General features: G+C 31.4%; 19 protein-coding genes. 1 reads left to right on the top strand and 18 read right to left on the bottom strand.

The annotated features are described in order from the left end of the window. Window positions 1-6: 6 nt before the first annotated feature. The 5 genes from DK508_RS10160 to DK508_RS10140 are packed head-to-tail and all read right to left on the bottom strand — an operon-like array spanning window position 7 to window position 5,298. Window positions 7-1,104, bottom strand: coding sequence for a hypothetical protein (locus DK508_RS10160; protein WP_109300656.1), 1,098 nt, complete (start codon window positions 1,102-1,104; stop codon window positions 7-9). Between the two features lie 21 nt (window positions 1,105-1,125). Then, a complete protein-coding gene (locus DK508_RS10155; protein WP_109300655.1) occupies window positions 1,126-1,731 on the bottom strand; it encodes a sugar transferase in 606 nt (201 codons plus the stop codon). Between the two features lie 18 nt (window positions 1,732-1,749). Beyond that, a complete protein-coding gene (locus tag DK508_RS10150) occupies window positions 1,750-3,057 on the bottom strand; it encodes a CoF synthetase (RefSeq protein WP_109300654.1) in 1,308 nt (435 codons plus the stop codon). 23 nt (window positions 3,058-3,080) lie between these two features. Beyond that, window positions 3,081-4,130, bottom strand: a complete 1,050-nt coding sequence (locus tag DK508_RS10145; RefSeq protein ID WP_109300653.1) for a sugar-transfer associated ATP-grasp domain-containing protein — start codon at window positions 4,128-4,130, stop codon at window positions 3,081-3,083. Between the two features lie 16 nt (window positions 4,131-4,146). Next, on the bottom strand, window positions 4,147-5,298 hold the full coding sequence (locus DK508_RS10140; RefSeq protein WP_109300652.1) for a glycosyltransferase family 4 protein: 1,152 nt from the start codon (window positions 5,296-5,298) through the stop codon (window positions 4,147-4,149). Between the two features lie 348 nt (window positions 5,299-5,646). Between DK508_RS10140 and DK508_RS10135 the strand changes: the two genes are divergently transcribed. Beyond that, window positions 5,647-7,617 (top strand): right-handed parallel beta-helix repeat-containing protein, encoded by a 1,971-nt coding sequence (locus DK508_RS10135; RefSeq protein WP_109300651.1) that lies wholly within the window; start codon window positions 5,647-5,649, stop codon window positions 7,615-7,617. Between the two features lie 73 nt (window positions 7,618-7,690). Here the strand turns inward: DK508_RS10135 and DK508_RS10130 are convergent, their stop codons facing one another. From DK508_RS10130 to DK508_RS10070, 13 genes are all read right to left on the bottom strand, one after another. After that, entirely contained in the window at window positions 7,691-8,653 is a 963-nt protein-coding gene (locus DK508_RS10130; RefSeq protein ID WP_109300650.1) for a hypothetical protein, read from the bottom strand. Between the two features lie 4 nt (window positions 8,654-8,657). Beyond that, complete coding sequence (locus tag DK508_RS10125) at window positions 8,658-10,067, bottom strand: MBOAT family protein (RefSeq protein WP_109300649.1); 1,410 nt, start codon at window positions 10,065-10,067, stop codon at window positions 8,658-8,660. A 63-nt stretch (window positions 10,068-10,130) separates the two neighbouring features. Continuing rightward, on the bottom strand, window positions 10,131-11,063 hold the full coding sequence (locus tag DK508_RS10120) for a hypothetical protein (RefSeq protein WP_109300648.1): 933 nt from the start codon (window positions 11,061-11,063) through the stop codon (window positions 10,131-10,133). A gap of 3 nt (window positions 11,064-11,066) precedes the next feature. Further along, window positions 11,067-12,374, bottom strand: coding sequence for an MBOAT family protein (locus DK508_RS10115; RefSeq protein WP_370443840.1), 1,308 nt, complete (start codon window positions 12,372-12,374; stop codon window positions 11,067-11,069). A gap of 125 nt (window positions 12,375-12,499) precedes the next feature. Next, entirely contained in the window at window positions 12,500-13,543 is a 1,044-nt protein-coding gene (locus DK508_RS10110; RefSeq protein WP_109300646.1) for a glycosyltransferase, read from the bottom strand. Between the two features lie 39 nt (window positions 13,544-13,582). Continuing rightward, complete coding sequence (locus DK508_RS10105; protein WP_109300645.1) at window positions 13,583-14,983, bottom strand: phenylacetate--CoA ligase family protein; 1,401 nt, start codon at window positions 14,981-14,983, stop codon at window positions 13,583-13,585. Between the two features lie 8 nt (window positions 14,984-14,991). Then, on the bottom strand, window positions 14,992-16,131 hold the full coding sequence (locus DK508_RS10100; protein WP_109300644.1) for a glycosyltransferase family 1 protein: 1,140 nt from the start codon (window positions 16,129-16,131) through the stop codon (window positions 14,992-14,994). Then, complete coding sequence (locus DK508_RS10095) at window positions 16,131-17,021, bottom strand: glycosyltransferase family 2 protein (RefSeq protein WP_109300643.1); 891 nt, start codon at window positions 17,019-17,021, stop codon at window positions 16,131-16,133. Before DK508_RS10095 ends, DK508_RS10100 begins: the two co-directional genes overlap by 1 nt. Before the next feature lie 17 nt (window positions 17,022-17,038). Further along, a complete protein-coding gene (locus DK508_RS10090) occupies window positions 17,039-18,136 on the bottom strand; it encodes an EpsG family protein (RefSeq protein ID WP_109300642.1) in 1,098 nt (365 codons plus the stop codon). Window position 18,137: 1 nt separating this feature from the next. Continuing rightward, entirely contained in the window at window positions 18,138-19,088 is a 951-nt protein-coding gene (locus DK508_RS10085; RefSeq protein ID WP_160114647.1) for a hypothetical protein, read from the bottom strand. Between the two features lie 3 nt (window positions 19,089-19,091). After that, entirely contained in the window at window positions 19,092-20,537 is a 1,446-nt protein-coding gene (locus tag DK508_RS10080; RefSeq protein WP_109300640.1) for an MBOAT family protein, read from the bottom strand. A gap of 10 nt (window positions 20,538-20,547) precedes the next feature. Then, a complete protein-coding gene (locus DK508_RS10075) occupies window positions 20,548-20,787 on the bottom strand; it encodes an acyl carrier protein (protein WP_109300639.1) in 240 nt (79 codons plus the stop codon). A 15-nt stretch (window positions 20,788-20,802) separates the two neighbouring features. Then, window positions 20,803-22,287, bottom strand: coding sequence for an amino acid adenylation domain-containing protein (locus DK508_RS10070; RefSeq protein ID WP_109300638.1), 1,485 nt, complete (start codon window positions 22,285-22,287; stop codon window positions 20,803-20,805). Between the last annotated feature and the right edge of the window lies 1 nt (window position 22,288).

The raw sequence follows: 22,288 nt of genomic DNA, 5'->3' as shown, positions 1-22,288 counted from the left end.
ATTGGTTTAATAAAAATGGCCGTCTCTATTTAGTAAATCAAAGTTTTCAAAATCTAATTTGGTTTCGTCATGAGCCAATCCCTTTTTGGTGACTCTGTGTCTAAATATGGTTTTATATCTTTTCGTAATCCGATCAGATAATTTAGTATCATCTGTAAATATAAATTTTGTTCCTACCTTAGCAAAGTTTTCTATTAGTGCATCTACGCACAAATCATAATGGTGTTCTTCATTAACCAAAAAATACTTTACATTTAGTTCATTAAAATTAATAATATAAGACACAAAACCTATAATTTGATTTTCCTTAATTATTTTCAAATTATGAATATGAATATTATTACTAATCCCTGTTTGCAATGCTTTATATGGGTGCTTTGAAGAAATAGGAGTTTGTGTATATTGATTGTTATCTATTTGCCAATTTACATACTCTTTTGTTTTATGAATCAAATCCTTTCTACATAGAGGTTCTATAAATCTCCACGTTTCATCATCTATTTTATTAAGATAATCATAAGAAAGTTCTTTTGTGTTTTTCTTAAACCTAGAGGCATTCAATGTTTTTACAATTGAATACACGACACTATCTACCGCATCTAAAACAAACTTAATTGATTTTAAAAACTTAAATCTACCTATAAGCATTGATGGATCCATGCTAAAAAATATGGTATGTCTTAATCTTGATGCAATTACAGAAAATGGTTGTTTTTCGTAAAACGTATTTACATTTTCGGCGTACGATTTTATAAGAATTTGTTTTCCAGTAAGATTCACTGCTTCGTTGTATATATAGGTCCCTAATACTGTATCTTTATAAGTAGGATGTACCCACCAAGAAATCATCCAGTATACTTTTTGTATCTGTTGATCCACAGTATTTGCTAAGTCGGGAAACATAAATATGAAAGAGATCATTTTTTTATCTTCATAGCCTATGACTCCACAATAATCATCATCCTTTATTCTATCATTAGATATTAACCATAAAGCTTTTCCTTTTGGCATTGGAGCCAGTTCATCTTTCCAATATGTATTTTGGTCAATTGCTTCGCTTAACATCTTTTTGGTTAAGCTAATCACTTCTAAATTTTTACTCATTTTATTTTATCTCTAATAAAACTAGTTATTACCATTAAAATACTCTGATGTTAGCTCTTCTGAAAGGTTTACATCTTCTTTATGCAACACTTTTTTTAGAGTCAAAATCAAAATCTTTACATCTAATAAGAAACTACAATTCTCTACATACCACACATCATATTCAAACTTCTTTTTCCAAGTTATTGAATTTCTTCCATTAACCTGAGCCCAACCAGTTATCCCTGGCCGTACATTATGACGTTTTTTTTGTGTGTTATTATAGATTGGGAGATATTCTATAATTAAAGGTCGGGGGCCTATTAACGACATTTCACCTTTCAAAACATTAAGCAATTGTGGGATCTCATCTAAAGAGGTTTTCCTTACAAAAGTTCCTACTTTGGTTATTCTATCATTGTCTGGTAATAAATTACCTTCTTTATCCTTTTTATCGTTCATAGTTTTAAACTTAACGATACTAAAGATTTTTTCATTTTTACCGGGCCTTCTTTGAATAAAAAAAGGTTTTCCGCCATTAGCAACGGCTAAAAAAATGATCAATACAATAAAAATAGGCGAGATCAAAATTAACATTAATAAAGATGCGCCAAAATCCAAACTTCTTTTAATAAAAGATCTATACACAATTTGTAGAATTACTAATTATGAATTAATCATCTCATTGACCATCACTCTTCGTTTTCCAGATGCAAGTAACGGAATTTCATCAACATATTCTATAGTGATTTTAGCATCTTCGCCCAAATACCCTTTAAATTCGTTAAGAAACTCATTCTCACGAAGAAACTTATCCTGTTCAGAATTTAACTTAAAGTGATATGTACCCTCTGCTTTTTGAATTAATTGACATTGTTTTAACTCTGGATAATTATTTACTAATAACACCAAGTTTATTGCAATATGTTCACCTTTTGTATTATAAATTTGATCCACCTTTCTACCGTTAACTTGTGTTAGTATTGGTTTTGCATCTAAACTATCTTTAACACCAATATCACCTGTATCATATCGTAACATTGGTACATGATAATTAAATAAATCCGTGATTACAATTCTTCCAGACTCACCGTTTTTAACCCTTTTATTAGAGTTTAACTCCAAAATCTCTACTAGATAACTGGCTTCATTGATTTCAAAATGTTTTTTATTCCCTAAGGGTTGTTGCGCCAAAATTCCGTTTTCAACATTAGAATATCTCGACACAACTTCTGTATCAAAGTACTTATAAATACTTTGTTTGGTGTAATCATTTAACCTTTCTGACATGGCGATTATTGATTTCAAATTATTAGGAATTACCGAAGCATCATTTCGATCCAAATATTTACAAATCTCTTCATATGCAGAGGCATACCCTAACCAACTGTCAGACGACTTACTGCGAGATAAACTATCTACCACACCTTTCATCACACGCTCTTCTCTAAGCTCAAAAACATCTACGGGCACAATATTTTGAAGTAATCTGGTAACCACATTCTTTTTTTCAAAAGCATTCCACATTCTAAAATACGTAAGTCTATTTCCTATTTTAAAACCCGCTTTTTCTGAAAAAAATATGGTATCTGCCATATTTCGAGTCCTTTTATTAATATCCTGATAGGTCTTAAATGGCGTACCTGTTGAACCACTCGTACTTACTGTAAATTTGGGTTGGTTTATATACAATTCTGACTGAAAACTTTCAAAATTATCTCTAATTGTATTTTTATTAATCACAGGAAAATCCTCTATAGAATTATACCCTTTATATTCTTTATAATACGAAGTCGTTTCTACTGCATGATCCAAAACTTTTTGCAAACTTTCTTTTTTAAAATCAATTGCTTTTTGAAAAGTTGGATTTTCATTTATGAACTTAATTTCTTTATAATGACGTCTTTTCTTAGAACCTTTTATGGCATCTACCGTCCAAAATGCTTTATTTCTTAATAATTCAAAAACTCTCATTTCCCCTTTTTAATTTTTTAATATTAAGCTTCTTCCATAATTTCCTTATACAAAGGATGTTTACAAAATCCTCCAAACGTAATATCTGGTCCCAAAAGCGAGTTATTATCATTTCCTTCTATAATAACTGGGCCTTCTGAACTGATTGCAATATCCCAGCCTATAATTTTATCCGGTATATGAGTTACACATTCTTGTATCAAATCACATGCTTCTTGAAAATAAGGAATTTTATAACCATCAAATTCAGTTCCCGTATCGGGATGTCTATCAAATCGTCCCCCTCCATATTTCATCATTTGATGACTCTTATCTACGAGCTCTCCTTTTTGTACATCTATAGAAACCCAAAACCCTCCAGAATTACTATTATCTAAAACGCTTCCCCCTCTTCCAAAACGCATATAGCTTGATAAAATATGTATCTTATTATTTTTATCCATATAGGTATCAAAGCGGATTGTATTTACACTATTGGGATATAATTTATTAATACGCTCATGCTGTACGATTACTTCTTGATGAATACAATCGTTTTTTAAAATATAAGCTCCATTTTTTTCTATTTCTTCATCCAAATTTTCTTGAGTAATTAAATATGCACCTACTCCTCCCATTTCGGTAATAGCCTTTACAAAAACTTTTGTTTTTGCCGTTTGGCCAAAAAGGTTTTTGAAATATTCTTTTAATTCTTCCTTATTTGAAATCACGTGCACTTTGGATTGATAAAAAAATCTACCGCCGAGGTTATACGAAATCATTGGTGGAACTGGCATATTGTTTTTTTCCATATACATTGCAAAAGCCAATTTATTTCTCAGTAAAGAAGCATATTGGTAACGATGTAAATTCTTAGAAAGTGTGATTTTATCAACTTCTTTACTACTTAAGTAATCAGTATAATTTTTAATATCTTTTCGATATAAAAACTTTCCAAAATAAAAATTAGGGAATTCTTTTTTTACAATCCAAAAAACAATGGCTTCCTTAAAAATTTTAAAAAAACCTTTTTTAGAGTCATCCTTTAAAACAACAGACACCCTCTTTTGTAACAACTTCCATTTTCTTTTCATACTTAAAAACAGTTTGTTAGTTAGTAAGTGATTGATATTCTTTTAACAATTCTTCCCATACATGTTTACATTCATATCTTTTGGTTATAGATTCTCTCGCATTTCCTGCCAATTTGAGTCTAAACATATTATCTTTTGTTAATTTTTGAATACTCTCAAAAAGTGCTTCGGTATCTTTTGCAGGTATAATTATACCATTATCATCTTTGGTTATAATTTCATTACAACCATTAATATCTGTAACAATACTCGCTAATCCCATCGAAGCGGCTTGCATAACCACATTAGGAAACCCTTCTCTATAACTCGGGAAACCTAAAATATCTGATATTGCAAAATATGGTCTAACATCGTTTTGCCACCCTACAAATATAATATTTGGATTGTTCTCTATTTCACTTTCTATTTCTGGTAATAATGGATCTAAGTCTTTTTCGTATATCCCTACGAGCAGTAATTTAACTGTATCATCTTCAAAACTTATTTTTTTAAATGCATTTACTAATTCATTTATCCCTTTATCTTTTACTAATCTTCCCACATAAATAATCACCTTATCCGTAGTTGATATTTGTAACTCTTCTCTTAATTTAAGGTTGTCTTCTTTAGTATATAAAGCTGGATCAAAAAAAGAAGTATCTATTCCGTTAGAACTTCCATTAGCAATGACTTTTAGTTTCTTTTGCGTAGTATATTTATTTTGAAGAATAATATCTTTAAGACCAAAAGAGTTTGGGTAAATCATTGTTGCACAACCATATGTTATTTTCTCTACAACATCTAGCAATGTTCTTTTTGCACCTGTAGCCTCTAACAGGGGTAACCCAGCTATTGTGTGCAACCTATGTGGTACTCTTGCTAATTTTGCAGCAAGCATGGCCAAAGTTCCGGCTTTGGGTGTATGACTATGTACTATTTCTGGTTTTTCTTTTCTAAAAACCTTATACAACTCATAAACAGCTTTTAAATCTTGAATAGGAGTTATTTTACGAGTCATTTCTATAGGTATAACCTGTACTCCTTCTTCTTGGGATACTCTTTCTAATCTCCCTTCTCCTTTTCCCGATATCCCAATTACTTCGTAATATTGGGACATGAATTTAAGTTGTCCTTTCAGTAACCCCCCTAATGATTTTGGTATTGTAGTTACACGAATAATTTTACTCATATTTTTACCTTAAAATAAAGTGGGCTCATGTTACCTCTTTACAATTCGATTGCAAATATAGATATAACTCACACTTTTATTGAAGAATTTACCTTTTTCTAACCTCCAAAAATCACGAATTATTTAATTTCAAAAATAATTGTAAAAAATTTGACAATATACAGGTAAAAGCCCCTAATTGGTAATTTTCATTACGGTTAAACCGTAATTACCTAAGGCTTTATATATCAATTAATTATATTATGTAAATTTTAACAGTTTTTATCAATAATAATACAATAGTTTCATTCAATTTACGTTGTAGAACACAGATTAAACCCCAAATAGAATAACTATAAATAGCCCCCCATGAAGAAATTATCTTATTTTGTATTGGTTTTCTGCGCATTAAGCGTGATATCATGCAGTAATGAAAACTTTGAAGAAGTCCTTCCAGAAGGAACAGAAAATCCCGATCCGGACCCAGATCCCGATCCAGACCCAGACCCAGATCCAGATGTTACTACTACTCCCTGTGATTTTGATTTAAAGAATCTTACAGCCAACAGCACAACCGTTATAGACTGTATGTTAGACCTTAAAGGAGAAACTATAAATTTACCTGCAAATGCAAATTTTGATTTTGATGGTGGATTAATCATTAATGGTACTTTAAATTTCTCTGGTGGATATATCGATGGTCGAATTATGAATTCTGACCTTGAACTAACAGGAGATTTGACCCTAAAAGATCCTACCTTTAAGTTTATTCCAACCAGATGGAAAAATATCGTACAAGGGAGAACAACTAAAGATATTGCTTTAAAAAATAACACCAACTTAGAAAATTTAATGAATTTCACAAAGGAGTTAGGAGCAACGACCTTTGATATAGACAAATTCGATGCTTATTTTGAAGTAACTACAGTAACTAGTACTACTGCAAATCAAAACTTCTACCCTTCTGTAGAATCTATCAATGTCCCTTCTGATTTTACTCTTAGAATGACAGATAATACTTATCTAAGAGTACAACCAAACACAAGTAAAAACTATGTTTTATTGGCTATTAGGGAAGTATCTAATGTAAAGGTAATTGGTGGAAATCTTTATGGTGACCGTAAGGAACATGATGATAATACAGAATCAGGACCTCATGCTTTTGGAATGGTACTTATGGTTCATGGAGGAAACAATGTAGATATCGAAGGTGTAAAAATGGCATACGGAACTGGTGATGGTGGTAATGTAAACAGTGTAAACTTTACTTTTCAACCTAATTATGTGCCATCGAATAATATAAGATTTACTAACTGTACATTTGATAGTAATAGAAGAAACAATGTATCAATAACAGATGGATTTAATATCCTTGTCGAAGGTTGTACATTCTTAAATGCTGGTATTGATATGCCAGGTTCTCCTGGAAAAGCACCAGGAGTTGCATTAGATGTAGAAGCATTTAGAAGTAGAGATGATGCTGGTAACTTAATTCTTTATGAAAAGGCATATGATATTACCCTAAGAAACAATACCGAAAGAGGTAGTAAATTTGGAGCCTTTGTTATCGCAATTGGTGAAGATGTGACTATAGAAAATAACGACCTTGAGGATGGTATTGCAATTGGAGCTGGGCATGACATAAAGATTATAGGAAATACTATTAAAGCCGCTGCAGATGATAATATCGGGGCAGGGATTACAACAGGACATCCTAATTCTTCTGACACCTATAATAACGTTATTGCCAATAATAGAATTATCAGTCATAATATTGGTATAGCAGCATATCAAAGAGATATGGAGATTTATGGCAATACTATCGAAGATTTTAGTGTAGGTATACAACCTAAAGATATTAAGAACTTTGATATCTACAATAATACGCTTACTAGTGATAGAAATGCTAGTATAGCAATTTTTGGTAACCTTACTACTATGGATAATGTTACTTTTAGAAATAACAATGTAGTTAAGGTAGACAGGGAAAGTATCAAGATGGTTGCCGTAAATGAAGGTGCCGAAGCTGCAGCTTTTAAAACAACCATAACAGATAATGATTTTGCACATTCGACGACTATTAGTCGTACCAATGGAATCGATTTTATCGGAAACAGAACAAAAGAAGGTATGATCCTAGTAAATGCCAAAAACATCAATATTAATAGTAATACAATAGAGTCTACTGGTCGAGACGGAATTATCATCCAAGAAGGCTGTAGTAATTTAAATATTGGATTAAATAACATTACAGTAATAGGTACAAACCTAGATTGTATTGATCAAAAAGCGGCGGGAACAAATATTGTGATCGCTAATGATAATACTTGTAATAATTAAATACATATCTTTCTCTCACATAAAAAAAATCCCAAGTCAAAAACTTGGGATTTTTTTATTTCATATTACTTTCTCACTTAACAATTGGATATAACAAATCTGCTAGGATTTTATTCCCTTTTTCATTTAAATGACCATTAGCTACAAAATAATTATTAAGGTCATCAGGAAATTCAATAACATTAAAGTTCACTTGTGATGAATCGGATTTATAATCCGTAATACCATTAAGGTGAATTCTTCCTAAATTATTAATAACTACAACCTCTACTATATCATTTAGTTTTTGCTCTTCAATTTTTCTAACAACCCAATCCAAGTTCTCCTGATTAAAATCTACATTTTTTTGTTTATTTTTTGCCGTACCGTAATATTTAAACATATTATATATCTTAAACACCAATAGACTTTTACTAAACCTTTTTACTTTACTAGTAAGAGACAAACTAGTACCAAAACTATTCGCTTTCGCCTTATAAAATGTAATCTCCTCTCCGTTTTTATATGGGAAACTCCTATTGGCATCGCTCTTAGGGTTACGTTTTCCGATATTCGCTACTTCACCAGGTGTCATAACAAAAATAACTTTATCAAATTTCAGTTTTTCATCATTCAGTAGATGTTTTAATAAAACAATTCCTTGCACAGGAGTCCAAACTCCACCAGATCCTGCATTATTGATCGGCGTGTTTAACTTTTCTTCCAATACTTCAGAAAATCTATCTTTGTTATCCATCCCAAAGCCTTCTACAAAAGAATTACCAAGGACCAAAACACCTCCTTTATTAAACTCATCATCTCTAAATCCATGAGCGTTGATTTGATTCACTACACCTCCCCACGGATAGTTTATCATTTGTTTAGAGTTCTTTTGGCGTGTAACACCGTATAATGAATCCATATCATAATACAATGGTGGATCATTAAAGCCAGTTAAGGGTAAAAAAGCATCTGTTCCATTTGAAAATACTCCTACAATGAGATTCAAAATTTCTAAAACTATAATATAAACTACTATTTTCTTTACGTACTTCATATACTTAAAATTGAAAATAAATAAACTCTGCTTGTATCTCTCTATTCAGCGATCCTATAATTGCCATTGCCATAAGAATCCAAAAAATAAAATGAATTCTAATGTTTTTATATCTCATAAAATCTAATACCAACAACACGATAATCAATAAAACATCTGAAAAAATAATAAAGCTGGAAGTATCTACTTTAAAAGAATTTATTCCTTTTATATACTGCATTGCATCGGTAATCGAATCTGCCCTAAAAAATACCCAAGCAATCGTAACTACAAAAAAGGTAAATAATACTTGAGCGAAATCTTTAATATATATCAATACGCTTTTTTCTTTAGCACCATCATCTAGATGTCTTCTATTTGTACCTAGTAAAAATGACGGTATAAATAAAAGCGCATGAATACCTCCCCATACGATAAACGTCCAATTTGCACCATGCCAAAATCCACTGACCAGAAAAATAGCGAACACATTTCTAATCCCTATTAGTTTTCCTACTTTGGAACCTCCTAAAGGAATGTATAAATAATCTCGAAACCAAGTAGATAATGAAATATGCCATTTTCGCCAAAATTCTCCTATACTACGTGAGAAATATGGAAAATTAAAATTGGTCATGAGATCAAATCCAAACAATTTTGCTGTCCCAATCGCAATATCTGAATATCCACTAAAATCACAATATATCTGAAATGCGAAGAAAATTGCTCCTAAAATGAGCGTGCCTCCCGAAAAATCTGCATAGTTCGAAAAAATATCATTTACAATTGGTGCAAAAGAATCTGCTATAACTACCTTTTTAAACATCCCCCAAACGATAAGTTCAATCCCCTTAATGCTTTTAAGTTTATCAAACTTACGTTGATGTAACATCTGCGGTAATAAATTAGATGCCCGTTCTATGGGTCCCGCCACCAATTGTGGGAAAAATGATACGAAAGCCGCGAAAGCGACAAAATCTCTAGTAGGTTCTAGCTTTTTTCTATAGATATCTATAGAATAGGACATGGTTTGAAATGTATAAAAAGAAATACCTACAGGAAGAATTACTTTTAATGTCCAAGTGTTTTCGAGTTGATATCCTACCGATGCCAATGCGTCTATCCAGGATTCGATAAAGAAATTGTAATATTTAAAAAAGCCCAATAATCCTAAGTTAAATAATGCACTAAGCACCAACCATCTTTTTCTAATTTTTTGATTATCTGATCCTTTAATATTAAGGCCAATAAAATAATCAACTACTGTACTTAGCGCTATTAAAGACAAAAATCTGTAATCCCACCATCCATAAAAAACATAACTGGCGACTAGAATTAAAAAATTCTGAAGTTTCAGGTTTTTATTTACCACAAACCAGTATAACAAAAATACAATAGGTAAAAAGATGAAAAATTCTAATGAGTTAAAAAGCATATATCCTTGTAATTCTAAAATTCATACTTAATTAGGTGTTTTACCGCCTTTAATATTATCAAACTATAATTTCATTTTTTTTATTTCTTCTGCTAATAAACTACTAAACAATGTTGCTCCGTCATTATTTAAATGCGAACTATCATGAAACAATTCATACCTGTTCAAAAATTGTTTAGAGTTAAAAAAATCAATAAATGTAACCTGCTCATTTTTTATAATCTCGGTTATCATACTTAATGATTTATTGTTGGTATGATCTACTTGAACCAAATTAGGTGATGTCACCATTACTAATTTTATATTATTATCCTTAGCCTTAGCAATAAACGATTTAAATCCAGTAACAAAATTTTGGTCTATTACCGTTTCGATCTCATCAGTTTCTACCATCTTCAACTTATTCGACGCACTTAACTTACCATACAATGGCCTATAGCCCTTAAAATCAATTTGAGGAGATAAGTAGTACCTTATCGCGTGTACCAAAGTCGAGTTTGTTTGGTAAGATTTAAAAAAAAGTTTAAAATCCACAAACCTTGATTGTTGTTCTAATATAGGTTTTAGATCTTCCCTATGATTGGCATAATATGGATGCAGATCACTAAGTCTATCGTATGCAGCTTGAGATCCATATAAAAAATCTTCATCCACATTTAATATGATCACATCTGGTTTTGTTCTTTTTAAAATCATTTTTTGAAGAGCAGAATGATACAATAACTGCTGCCCTTCGGCACCTGCATTATAAGAAGATGTTTGTAGTTCTTTTTCTAATACTTCGGGTATATAATGACGATGAGCATGAGAACTGCCAAATATTAAAACCTTTGCTTCTGTTTTCTCAATAGCATGAGTTGCTCTAGCATATTTACCCGTTTTCTGATTAAAAAAAACATACTGCGAAATTGTTCCTAATGCAAAATCTACAATTAGTAAAATGATTAGGAATTTTACAATTTTCAATAGTGATATTTTATAGTCTTTCTTGATCATCTTCTAGAATTGAAAATATATAAATTGACTTTCTCCAAATACTCCAAAATATAAAATTATAAATACCACTAATGCATACCCTGTCAATCTTACGACTTCAAGTTTATTCTTAGAGATTGAAAAAATCCTATTAAAATATTCTTTCTTAGTTTCGATCACAAGAAGTATCATAATTGCAAGAGTGGCATACAGAGATGCGGCGATATCATCACCACTACCTATATACAATCTTCCTGGAGTAGTAAAAATATCTCGTATAATGTATATTGCATTCTCTAAAGTATTAGCTCTAAAGAATATCCATGCAAAATTGATCAAACAAAATGTTACAAACACATTAAGTAGTCCCTTTCTATTTTTCTTAAAAAGTAGCGCTTCAATAATCAAATATATTCCATTTAAAGCACCCCAAATAACAAATGTCCAGTTAGCGCCATGCCATAACCCACTAATCAAAAAGGTAATAAATAGATTAAAAAGCCATCGAGATTTAACTACTCTATTCCCTCCTAATGGGATATACAAATAATCTCTAAACCAAGTAGATAAAGAAATATGCCACCTGGTCCAAAATTCGCCTACCGAAGCCGAAAAATAAGGACGTCTAAAATTGGTCATTAAATCAAATCCAAATAGTTTGGCTGTACCAATAGCAATTAAGGAATACCCAGCAAAATCGCCATAAATCTGAAAAGCAAAAAACAATGTAGCTACAATAAAACTTAAACCATCATGATTTTCGATATTATTAAAAACAGCATTAACATAGATTGCAGCTCTATCTGCTACAACTAATTTTAGAAAGAAACCCCAGATCATTAATTTAATACCATAAGAAAAAGCTTTATAGGTAAACTCTCTCTTTTTCAAAAATTGTGGCAATAAATTAGTTGCTCTCTCAATAGGACCTGCCACCAATTGCGGAAAAAACGAAACAAAAGCAGCAAAAGCAATAAAATTCTTTGTCGGTTTTAATTTTCCTTTATAAATATCAATAGAGTATGACATTGTTTGAAATGTATAAAAAGAAATACCAACAGGTAGTAAGATATTTAACATCCAAACATTTTGAGATTGATAACCAATCGAGGCTAACAGATCTACCCATGAATCTATGAAGAAATTGAAATATTTAAAAAAACCTAGCAGACCTATATTGAATACAATACTAACCCAAAGCCATCTCTTTTTTACATATTGGGTGCTAGCATTTTGTATTCTAAACCCAACTATATAATCTGTTATCGTACTAAGCGCAATTAAAGAAAGAAAACGCCAATCCCACCAGCCGTAGAAAACATAACTAGCCACTAACAAGAGTATATTTTGTAACCTAATATTCTTAACTAAAACCCAATACAGTATGAGAACGATGGGTAAAAAGATAAAAAAATCGAAAGAGTTAAAAAGCATACTGTTTTATTCTATAATTTCTATCATTTAATTACACTTTGATAAAGATCTACATGCAACTTATAGATTGCGTCGATATCATATTTATCCATAACCAATGTATACAGATGTTCTGCCTTTTGTATGGCAGTATTATAATTGGTTAATACAGATATTGTAGCTTCATGAAAATTATCTAAATTAGATACATAAGCATTATCATCATTCAAAAAATCCGGAATACTTCCTACAGGTGTGGATATCACTGGTAATTTAGAAGCTCCCGCTTCTATAATCGAAACTGGCATACCTTCCCAAAGTGATGTAATCAACAAACAATTGGCATCCCTTAAGTAATCTGCTACATTATCCTGATGGCCAAATAATTTTATATACTTAGAGGCGGCATTTTGCTTAATCGCAGCTTCAAGTTTTGTTCGAAATCCTCCATCCCCAACTACATTGATTACAAAATCCGTGTGATTATGATCTACAAGACGTTTCACTAATTCAACCAAAAATAATGGATTTTTAGGTTCGGTTAATCTTCCTAAAAACAAAAACACAAAGGGTTGTTGTTGTTTTTTGATCGTATTATCAAATCTTCTTGTGTCTACACCATTAGGTATCGCAATACTATTTTTTAAATACCATTTTTTTGAATTATTACTAAAAATGATATCACTTTTTCTAAAAACTTTGGTTACAAACAACAACAATCGTCGGTATAACTGCTTAACCTTATTGGTATGCAATGTAAATACGATGGGCGCATTCTTGAAAAAGACCTTACATAATAAACCTATTGCAAAAGCATGAAACATATGGCAATGGAAAACGACATCTTTCTCGTTTTTTATAATTTTTTTTAAGTGTCTTAATCCAGGGAGTAAGGATTTAGGAGAAGTAATATTTAAAAAATGACATTCTATTCCTTTTTCTTCAAACTTATGGAGTATTTGTTTTCTATTAGAAACAGCTACTGCCATAGTTTTGTTTTTGGTGCCCACAGTTTGTCCGGCCAACTCTAAGACCATATGTTCGGCTCCGCCACCACTTAATCCCGTTATAATATGTAAGATTGTCAATGTATTATTTTAGTTTTAATGAATTCAACTTCATAGGGGTTAGAATTCTAATTCAAAATTTCTCTTTACTGCATCAAACTTCCCATTTGGTCCTAATACAATATCATCAACTTCGTTTATTTGATATTCTATTTTTTGTCCTAGCCTATCCTTTAGGTTACCTAACAACTGCTGTTTCATAGGGTCATCAAAATCGGTATCAGCAATTAGATTAACTATGATCTTTTCTGGGGTTTCTTGTATAATTTGACTTTTGACAATACCTTTTAAGCCTTTATAAGCGGTATCCATCCTTCCTACATACCCTTTCTCCTCTGTCCAAAGGATATCATCTTCTCTTCCTATTATTTTTTCAATAATGGGCATTTTACAACCGCAATCACATTGTTCTTCCTCTTTAGATAGCAGTACCGTATCTCCTATATCATATCTAATTAAAGGAGTTTTATAATTGATAAAACTCGTTACTACTAATTTAGCAATTTCACCTGCCTGGGCAGGTTCTCCCTTAGTATTTATAAATTCAAAGACTCCAGAATCCAAATTGAGGTGCAGATTACCTTTTACACATTCTGTTATAAACGGACTACCTTCACTAGATGCATACTGGTTAAAAACATGACAATTAAATGCTTTTTCAATTTCTATTCGCTGATAATCGTATAATGTTTCTGCAGTAACAGCAATAGCTTTAGGAGTAAAACTTAAGGAAATATTTTGCTTATTAATATACTTACTAATAATATAAATTGCAGATGGATAACCATCTATTAGTTCTGGTTTAAATTTGTTTAATTTCTTGATATAACTACCTAAATTATCAGCTGTAAGATGATAAGTAGACATCAATAATTGCTTCTCAAAGTAATTATACACCCAAAACGGTGGTTTTTTGGTTTCTGTATCTACTATTAACCTACCCGAAAATCGAACTTGTTTATTTCCAGGAATAACGCCGATTGCATGATGAAACCTTTTCCATATAGCAAAGGATACATTTATAGAATCTAAATCAAGATAATCTATCGTAGGAGAGCCAGAGGTTCCGCTCGTATGTCCTACCATAGCCGTTTCTCTTTTTTTATTTACGATAAGATCCACTTTAGTCTTTCGATCTGTCTTTTTTAAAATAGGCATTTTTTGTAGTACTCGCATAGGATCCTTTTCTATATCCTGTAAAGTGATTCCTAACGCTCTCATTATATCACCATACCAATCTGAATGCTCTAAAGCTTCTGAGAGTACTATTGACAATTTCTCATTTTGATACTTAGTTACAGAATCAAGATCTGCATCCCATAAATCAATATGTTCTTTTAAGTAGACTTTAAATTCTTTGTTATACCGTTGTTTGGTATTTAAATACCCTTTGATATTTAACAAAATGAATTTAAATGGATATGGAAGATTATTATATATTTTCTCTTTAATTCCTGCCATAATTGTCTTTAAGCGTGTTTTAAATAAAATTTTTGCGCCATTTCTGTATTAGAAACAATATCATAATTTGCTTTTATTATTTCATCAGTGTTTTGCCCCTTTTTTTGGATATCAGTTTTTTGAATCTTGGTTGCCCATAAATCGGCATCCCCAGGTTGATTTATACTTATAAACTCTATATCTTTTGTTAAATGCACTTCTTTTGTTATCGCATCTGAAGCCAATACTTTTACGCCTGCAGCCTGAGCTTCAATTAAAGTTACTGGTAATCCTTCGTAAAAAGAAGGAAATACGAAAATGTCAAACACTTGTAATAACTCAGGAATATCAGTACGTACACCCAAAAACTGAATCTTGTTTTGAATATCTAAGTTTTTAACTTTTCTCTCTATCTCTTTTTTTAATGGTCCATCTCCTACTAGTAGCAAAATACAATCTTCTTTTTGCTTTAATAAAGAAGCGAAAACATCGATAAGAAAAGAATGATTCTTTTGACTTGCAAAACGCCCAACATGCCCCAGAACCAAAGTGTCTTCAGAGATATTTAGTTCATTTTTGTATGTTAAACTTGTAGTGGTATTATATTCAAATTTTATTGCATCTATAGCATTGTTCATGAGTTGAAAAGAAGATTTCTCACCAAACAACCATCTCCCAGCCTTATCACCACAAGAAAACAAATGTGTAGTATGGTTTTTTACTTTTCGTTTTAAACGAAGTTTAATAATCTTTTTTAATGTTTCTTTAATCCCTTCTTTTTTAAGGCTTGAAAAATTAACCTTATCAATAGCAATGTGCGCATGAGCAATTCTACAAGGTATATTAAATTCTCTAGCAATTTTTAAAGGAAAACTACTAAACGTATTGAGATGGGAATGTACAATTGAGTATTCATTATGTGTAGTAAAAAAGCTTCGTAACGCATCATAATATGCTTTTGGAAACAATGGGTTTATAGGGTCTAAACGATGTATCTTCCCTCCCAATGTTTTTATTTCATCATCAAAAGCGGCTTCCTCTTTTCTATGCACCAAGAAATCAAACTGAACCTTGTCACGATCCAACTGTCTATAATAGTTCATAATCATAGACTCTGCTCCACCACGATTCATAATGGTAAAAACCTGCAATACTCGTATAGGCTTCATTATACTCCTGCCTTAGTTTTAAATCTTATATACATGTTTAACAACACTCCAAATGGTATAGCAAGAATCGTTATAAATTTCCTTGGAGATTCTTTCAAGAAAGAGCCATTTTTAGTAAACAAAGAACTCGACACATAATGTATAGCGTTCTTAAAACGTTCTTTAAAACTCTCTCCTAATTGCATTCTACTTTTTCTAGAAAAGGCAAAACCTCTTGGATGTCTTCTATATTGTTTAAGCATGTTCATACTCGAACCATCTGCCAAATATTCTACAATACAAAATACTTCATTAACAGGAAAAAGTTTATAATCCTGATCAATCATTTGATATAGATATCCCAGCGGGACAAATCGCTCTCCTTTAAAAATAGGATACGGGGGATATTTTTTAACAACTTCTGTTCGGTATACTAGTTTTTTGTCTCCCTGCACAGCATGTTTATGATACAAATCATACAATCTCGTTTCTTTTAAATCTTCGGGCATTGATGTACCTATAAGGTTTCCTTTGGTATCCGCATCTAATCCGACTAAACCAGCGTATTGAGGTTTATCTTTAATAGTTTCCCAATTTTGCAGAATTTTTTCTATGGCATCATCAGGCATAAAATCATCGCTATCTATACAAACGTTAAGTGTTGTTTCTATTAAACGATACGCTGCATTATGGCCTCCGTGCATCCCTAGGTTTTCTTGAAAATGATACACTATTGCGATCTTATTTTCTTTGATCCAAGAGTTCACTAACTCTTCGGTATTATCTGATGAACCATCATCAATAATCAACCATACAAAATCCTGATTGGTCTGTCGTATTAAACTCTGATAACACTGATCCAGGCAATAAGCTCGGTTATATGTTGGTGTAAATACTGTAATCGTTTTCATAGTTGTTAGTTTAAGAGTTATCCCCAAAAAAGGTAATACATGAAATAGGTGAATAAAAAATAGATCACTATTACTTTACCAAGTAAAAAATGTTGGTCTTTAAAAAATTTCTGTTTTAAAAATGGATACGCAATAATTATGGCCATCATGAACCATGATAGATAAGCAAATCTATTTGAAAAGTTTGCGTTAATAACTAGGATCCAAAAACCATTACAAATGAGGTAGGTATTTAAAAGTTTATTATATATAGGGTCTTCAAATTTCTTTCTAAACACAAAATACCAGCCTGCAAAAACTGCAAAAGCACTGTGAAACAAAAAATCCCATCGAAAACCCGTACTAGAGAATGTTCCCTCGGCTGCCTCACTAGTTAGATATCCTGCTAACCTATCATCATCTCCAAAGCCTAGATTAGCAAATAGAGCAATCCATACACTACCTAGTGCTAATGATAGCGGAATACAGGCTAACCAAGCTTTAAAATAAAATTTAGGGTTGTTATAGAAATAAGTAATAATAAATGCAAAAATGGGCAATAGCGTAGTTTTATGAAAAAATGACGCTGCCAGAAATAGCAAACTCATGATCACTTTATTACGGTGGTAACTAACACCCCACAAAAACAAGGAGCAAGCCGCTCCATTTCTCATTCCATTAACCCCATAGGTCCAAAAAGAAAAAGAAACTACAAACATTATAAATGCATAATACCAATACTCTTTAAAAAATACTTTTGATATCTTATACATTGGAAAAATGTAAAAGAAAGCACATAAGGTAAAAAAGGTATGTATCGTAGTAAAACTAGCCATAGTTTTCATAAATACATGCCAGCCGTAATCATTTACTGTCAATATTTCCCCACCGGTACTGTAATGCTGAAAAGTCCTATAATAATTTATAGTATCTCCAAATCGATGACTTGCAGGTCTCTGCCCAATATGAAATATTAAAAAAGCTAATAGAATATATCCTGTAAAATTAATGAATGAAAGATTTTTAGGCTCACTCATATTAAGGATACGCGTATGCAGGAGTGTAAACAGCACTAGAAAAAAGCACAAGTTAAGATACAAAGGATAATACCAATCTATAGGAATAAAGGTATTCATATTACTCTATGCTGTTTTTAATTATCTTATTTCTATCAATACTTTGCAAAATAGAATCACATAGTACTTTGGTAAACTCTTTACCCGAAAACTTATCTACATGGTGACCATCATATGTTTTATATACTCTTTTGCCATTATTAAAATCAAAATATCTAACCTCTTTTAAATTAGCTATCGAATCAATTATACGATTAAACCTAGGGAAATATTTGTCTTCATATTTCAAAAACTCTTTTGAAATAGGCATCCTTGTTAAAAACACATGTCCATATTTATCCAACTCGGTAACTAAGTCACTAAGACTTTGAATCCTTGTTTGTGATAATTCATACTTATCTACATCTTTCAAAAAAATATTGATTTGGGCTTCTTTCCATTCTTCAAAAATTTTGTCCTCTGTAGGTAAATTAGTTTCTTCTAACCACCCATTTTTGTGTACTCTTGCCTTTTTCCTAAACAATGTTTTAAAATGAAAAAATGAAAAGTTCTTTACTAAATATTCATAGTTAGGATTAATGCTCACAAACTTCATATTATGAGGAGGCTGTCCTGCTTCTCTAAACTCACCTATTGCATTATTATAATCTTCATGCTGAGCTAGCATTTCTGGACTAATACAAATAACATATATACCATTATCTGCAGATTTATCTAATTTTCTAAGGATACTTTGGTTATACAAAGGACCAATGACCGACTGGGCTATTGTAAAGCTATAATTAAAAAAAGGTGTATCGTATTGTTTCCCTTCAAAAAACTCATCCATTACAGCCGGCTGTACTCCTTGAAAACTTCTCGAATCACCAATAATCAACGATTCAGCATCCGGAGTTGTAAATTTTTCATAAAAATAATCGATATACCCTCCATAATTAACCAATATGAAAGTTACAATACCCAAACAAATGAGACTGAATATTCCTAACTTTATGATTAATTTCTTTACCATACTTTAAAATTGAAAATATATGAATGTTTCTGCACTTCTTCCAAATAAAAGCAACAATAAGAAGATGAATATATAAAACGCCCATCTCAGGTATATAGAAAATTTACTAATTTCCAAATCGTGTTTTCTTTCTCGATTTATCCATTCGACTATTACAAAAAAACCAACTAATAGCAATGTCATAACGGTAGTACCATTCATAAAGGCCCAAGGTGCTTTTATAATGGTAGAAGAAAATATTCTCCTTAAATAATCAAATGCTTCTAGTATACTACTTGCCCGAAAAAATACATCGGTCAGCATAATAACCACAAACAACAACAACATTTTTAGAAGTTCTTGTAAAGATGGCAGCCACTTTCCTTTAGCAACAACCTCTGATGTATTCATTTTACCCGAGTACACTAAGGGGATAAAATAGATCCCATGAAAAAGCCCGTAAACTACAAAGGTCCAATTTGCGCCATGCCAAAACCCTACTAAAACGAATGTGGCAATAATAGAAATTATTAACCCTTTTTTTTGTTGTCTTCTTAAGATGAATGATAATGGTGTAAATACATAATCCATCATCCAGGTTGTTAGTGAGATATGCCATTTTCTCCAAAAATCGGCGATATTGGTAGAAAAAAACGGAGTCGAAAAATTTCGCATTAATTGTATTCCAAATAACTTACTTACTCCAATAGCCATATTAGAATACCCCGAAAAATCTGCATACAATTGTAGTGCATAAAAAAAAGTAAGTAACACCAATGTACTTGCCGGATGATCTTGATAATCACCAAAAACAGAATTAACCAGTACAGCGCAATTTTCTGCAATTACTACTTTTGCAAACAATCCCCAAAGAATCTGTCTTAATCCATCTACAAAAACCGCATAAGAAAATTCTCTTTTTATAGAAAGTTGAGGAAGCAAGCCTGCTGCTCTTTCGATAGGTCCAGAAAGTATTTTAGGGAAAAAAGTAACAAACACTGAAAACTCTAAAATATCTGTGCTAGGTTCAATTTCTTCATTATTAACATCGATAAGGTATCCTAATGTTTGAAAAGTAAAGAAACTAATTCCTAGGGGTAACAAAATTGTTAAGGTATCATGACCTATATCCGCTCCAAAGACATTAAGTACATCGTAAAAACCTTCGTAGAAAAAATTTACATATTTAAAATACAATAATAACCCTACATTAAATACTACACCAGTGTATAAGAATACATTCCTCTTTTTATCCTCTTCGGCCTTATTAATTTTTAATCCCAAGTAATAATTCACCAATGTGCTTATCACTAATAGTATAAGAAACCTCCAATCGGCCCAAGCATAAAAAAATAAGCTGGATACAAGTAATAGTATGTTCTGAGATGTACTGGATTGTTTAAAAACTAACCAATACAGCAACAGGACAGGGATTATAAATGTAACAAAGTCGAAAGAGTTAAAAACCATGTTTTACAGATTACGACTTACTTTGAATTAGTGAAACCAAAGCTCCCATATTTTTTAATTTATTCAATTCTCTCAGTTTAAAACGAATACCAAATTCTTCCTCTATTTTGGTGATAATCATCATATGAGATAATGAGTCCCAACCATCTACATCTTTAGCAGTTAACTCATCACTCATTTCAAAATTGCTATGTTCCAAAATAGTGGTCAAAACATTACTTACTTTTTCTTTAATAGTAGTTATTTCCATACCGTTTTCTATTTTTTAACTAAACATTTCTTTTAATTTCTTTCTATCAATCTTCCCATTGGTATTCAAAGGAAAACTTTGAACATGTTTTATTTGTGAAGGAATCATATACGAAGGCAATTTAGTTTTTATATATTCTAAAAGTTCTTTTGTATCTGTAACTTCAGATTCTATAACCAATCCAATTTCTGTATTATGAATAGTATTGGTAAAAGCTACAGCAACAGCATTTACTTTATCTAAAGCGGCCTTTGCATGATATTCAATTTCGGATAACTCTACTCTAAATCCTTGTATTTTTGCTTGAAAATCTACTCTTCCTAAATATAAAATATCCCCTTCTGCATCAATATTACAAAGATCTCCTGTTCGATAAAACCTAGTATTTTTTCCCTGATAGTTTTTATAAAAAAATGCTTCTTTGTTTTTAGTTTTGTTTTTCCAATATCCTGGAGTAAGTTGAGCTCCACTTAAACACAATTCACCACTTTCTCCTACTGCCACTTCATTATTATCCTTATCTACAATTATCGTAGAAGTATTTTTCATATCTCTTCCGATAGTTAAAACACCATTGTGTGTTTTATTTTCGGCATTTTTCACATAGGTATAATCGGTACAAAATATTGTACATTCTGTTGGGCCATATACATTTGCAATAGTAGCATTAGGAACACATGTACTCCATTCTTCTGTAACATCCAGAGGAAGTGCTTCACCACAGAACAAACTATATTTTAGCGCAGGGCAATTAATTTCCTCAAAATAAGGTCTTAAGTAATGTAATATTGATGGTACCATAAGACTAAACGTAAGTTCATAATCTTCCATCAATTCAAAAATATAACTATACTTAATCTCTTCCTTAGGAATAGTATAAACACAAGCCCCTTTTAATATTGGAGCCAAATAGGACATTACCGATAGATCAAAAGTTAATTCAAACATTTGTAAGCATCTATCTTCTTCGGTGATAGGATAATCTAGCGCCCAGAAAGCATCTACAAATCCTGATAAATTAGAAAAGGTAATAGGCACTCCTTTGGGTGTTCCTGTAGTTCCTGACGTAAAAAAGATATATGCCAAATTTTCTTCAGAAACTCTAAGAGGTGTTAAATCCACGGGGAATGTATTAAGCTCTTTGGTAGTTATTGTTTGATATTCTGAAAATATTTTTTCATTTGAAGAATCCAGAATTGTTCTAATATCTGCTTGGCCAATAACCATTTGATTTCTACTCAACGGAAATTCTGAGTTTAAAGGTACATAAGCCTTACCTTCTAGCCATAAAGCAATTATTGAAGCATATGTTTGTATATCGTCATTGGTAACTAACCCAATCGCAATTTCATTTTCTTCAGTTTTACTTCTTACGGTTTTTCGAATATTAGAAATTATCTGTGCAAATTCTTTATATGTATGATATTCTTGACCAATACAAAACGCATTGCGATCATAGTGCTTTTCTATAGATTTTTGTATATCAAAAACTAAATTCATA

The organism is Aquimarina sp. AU474, assembly GCF_900312815.1.
In the GTDB taxonomy this organism is placed as follows: Bacteria; Bacteroidota; Bacteroidia; order Flavobacteriales; family Flavobacteriaceae; genus Aquimarina.
Note: the sequence above shows the minus strand (reverse complement) of the source record. Positions and strands in the feature narration are given on the sequence as shown.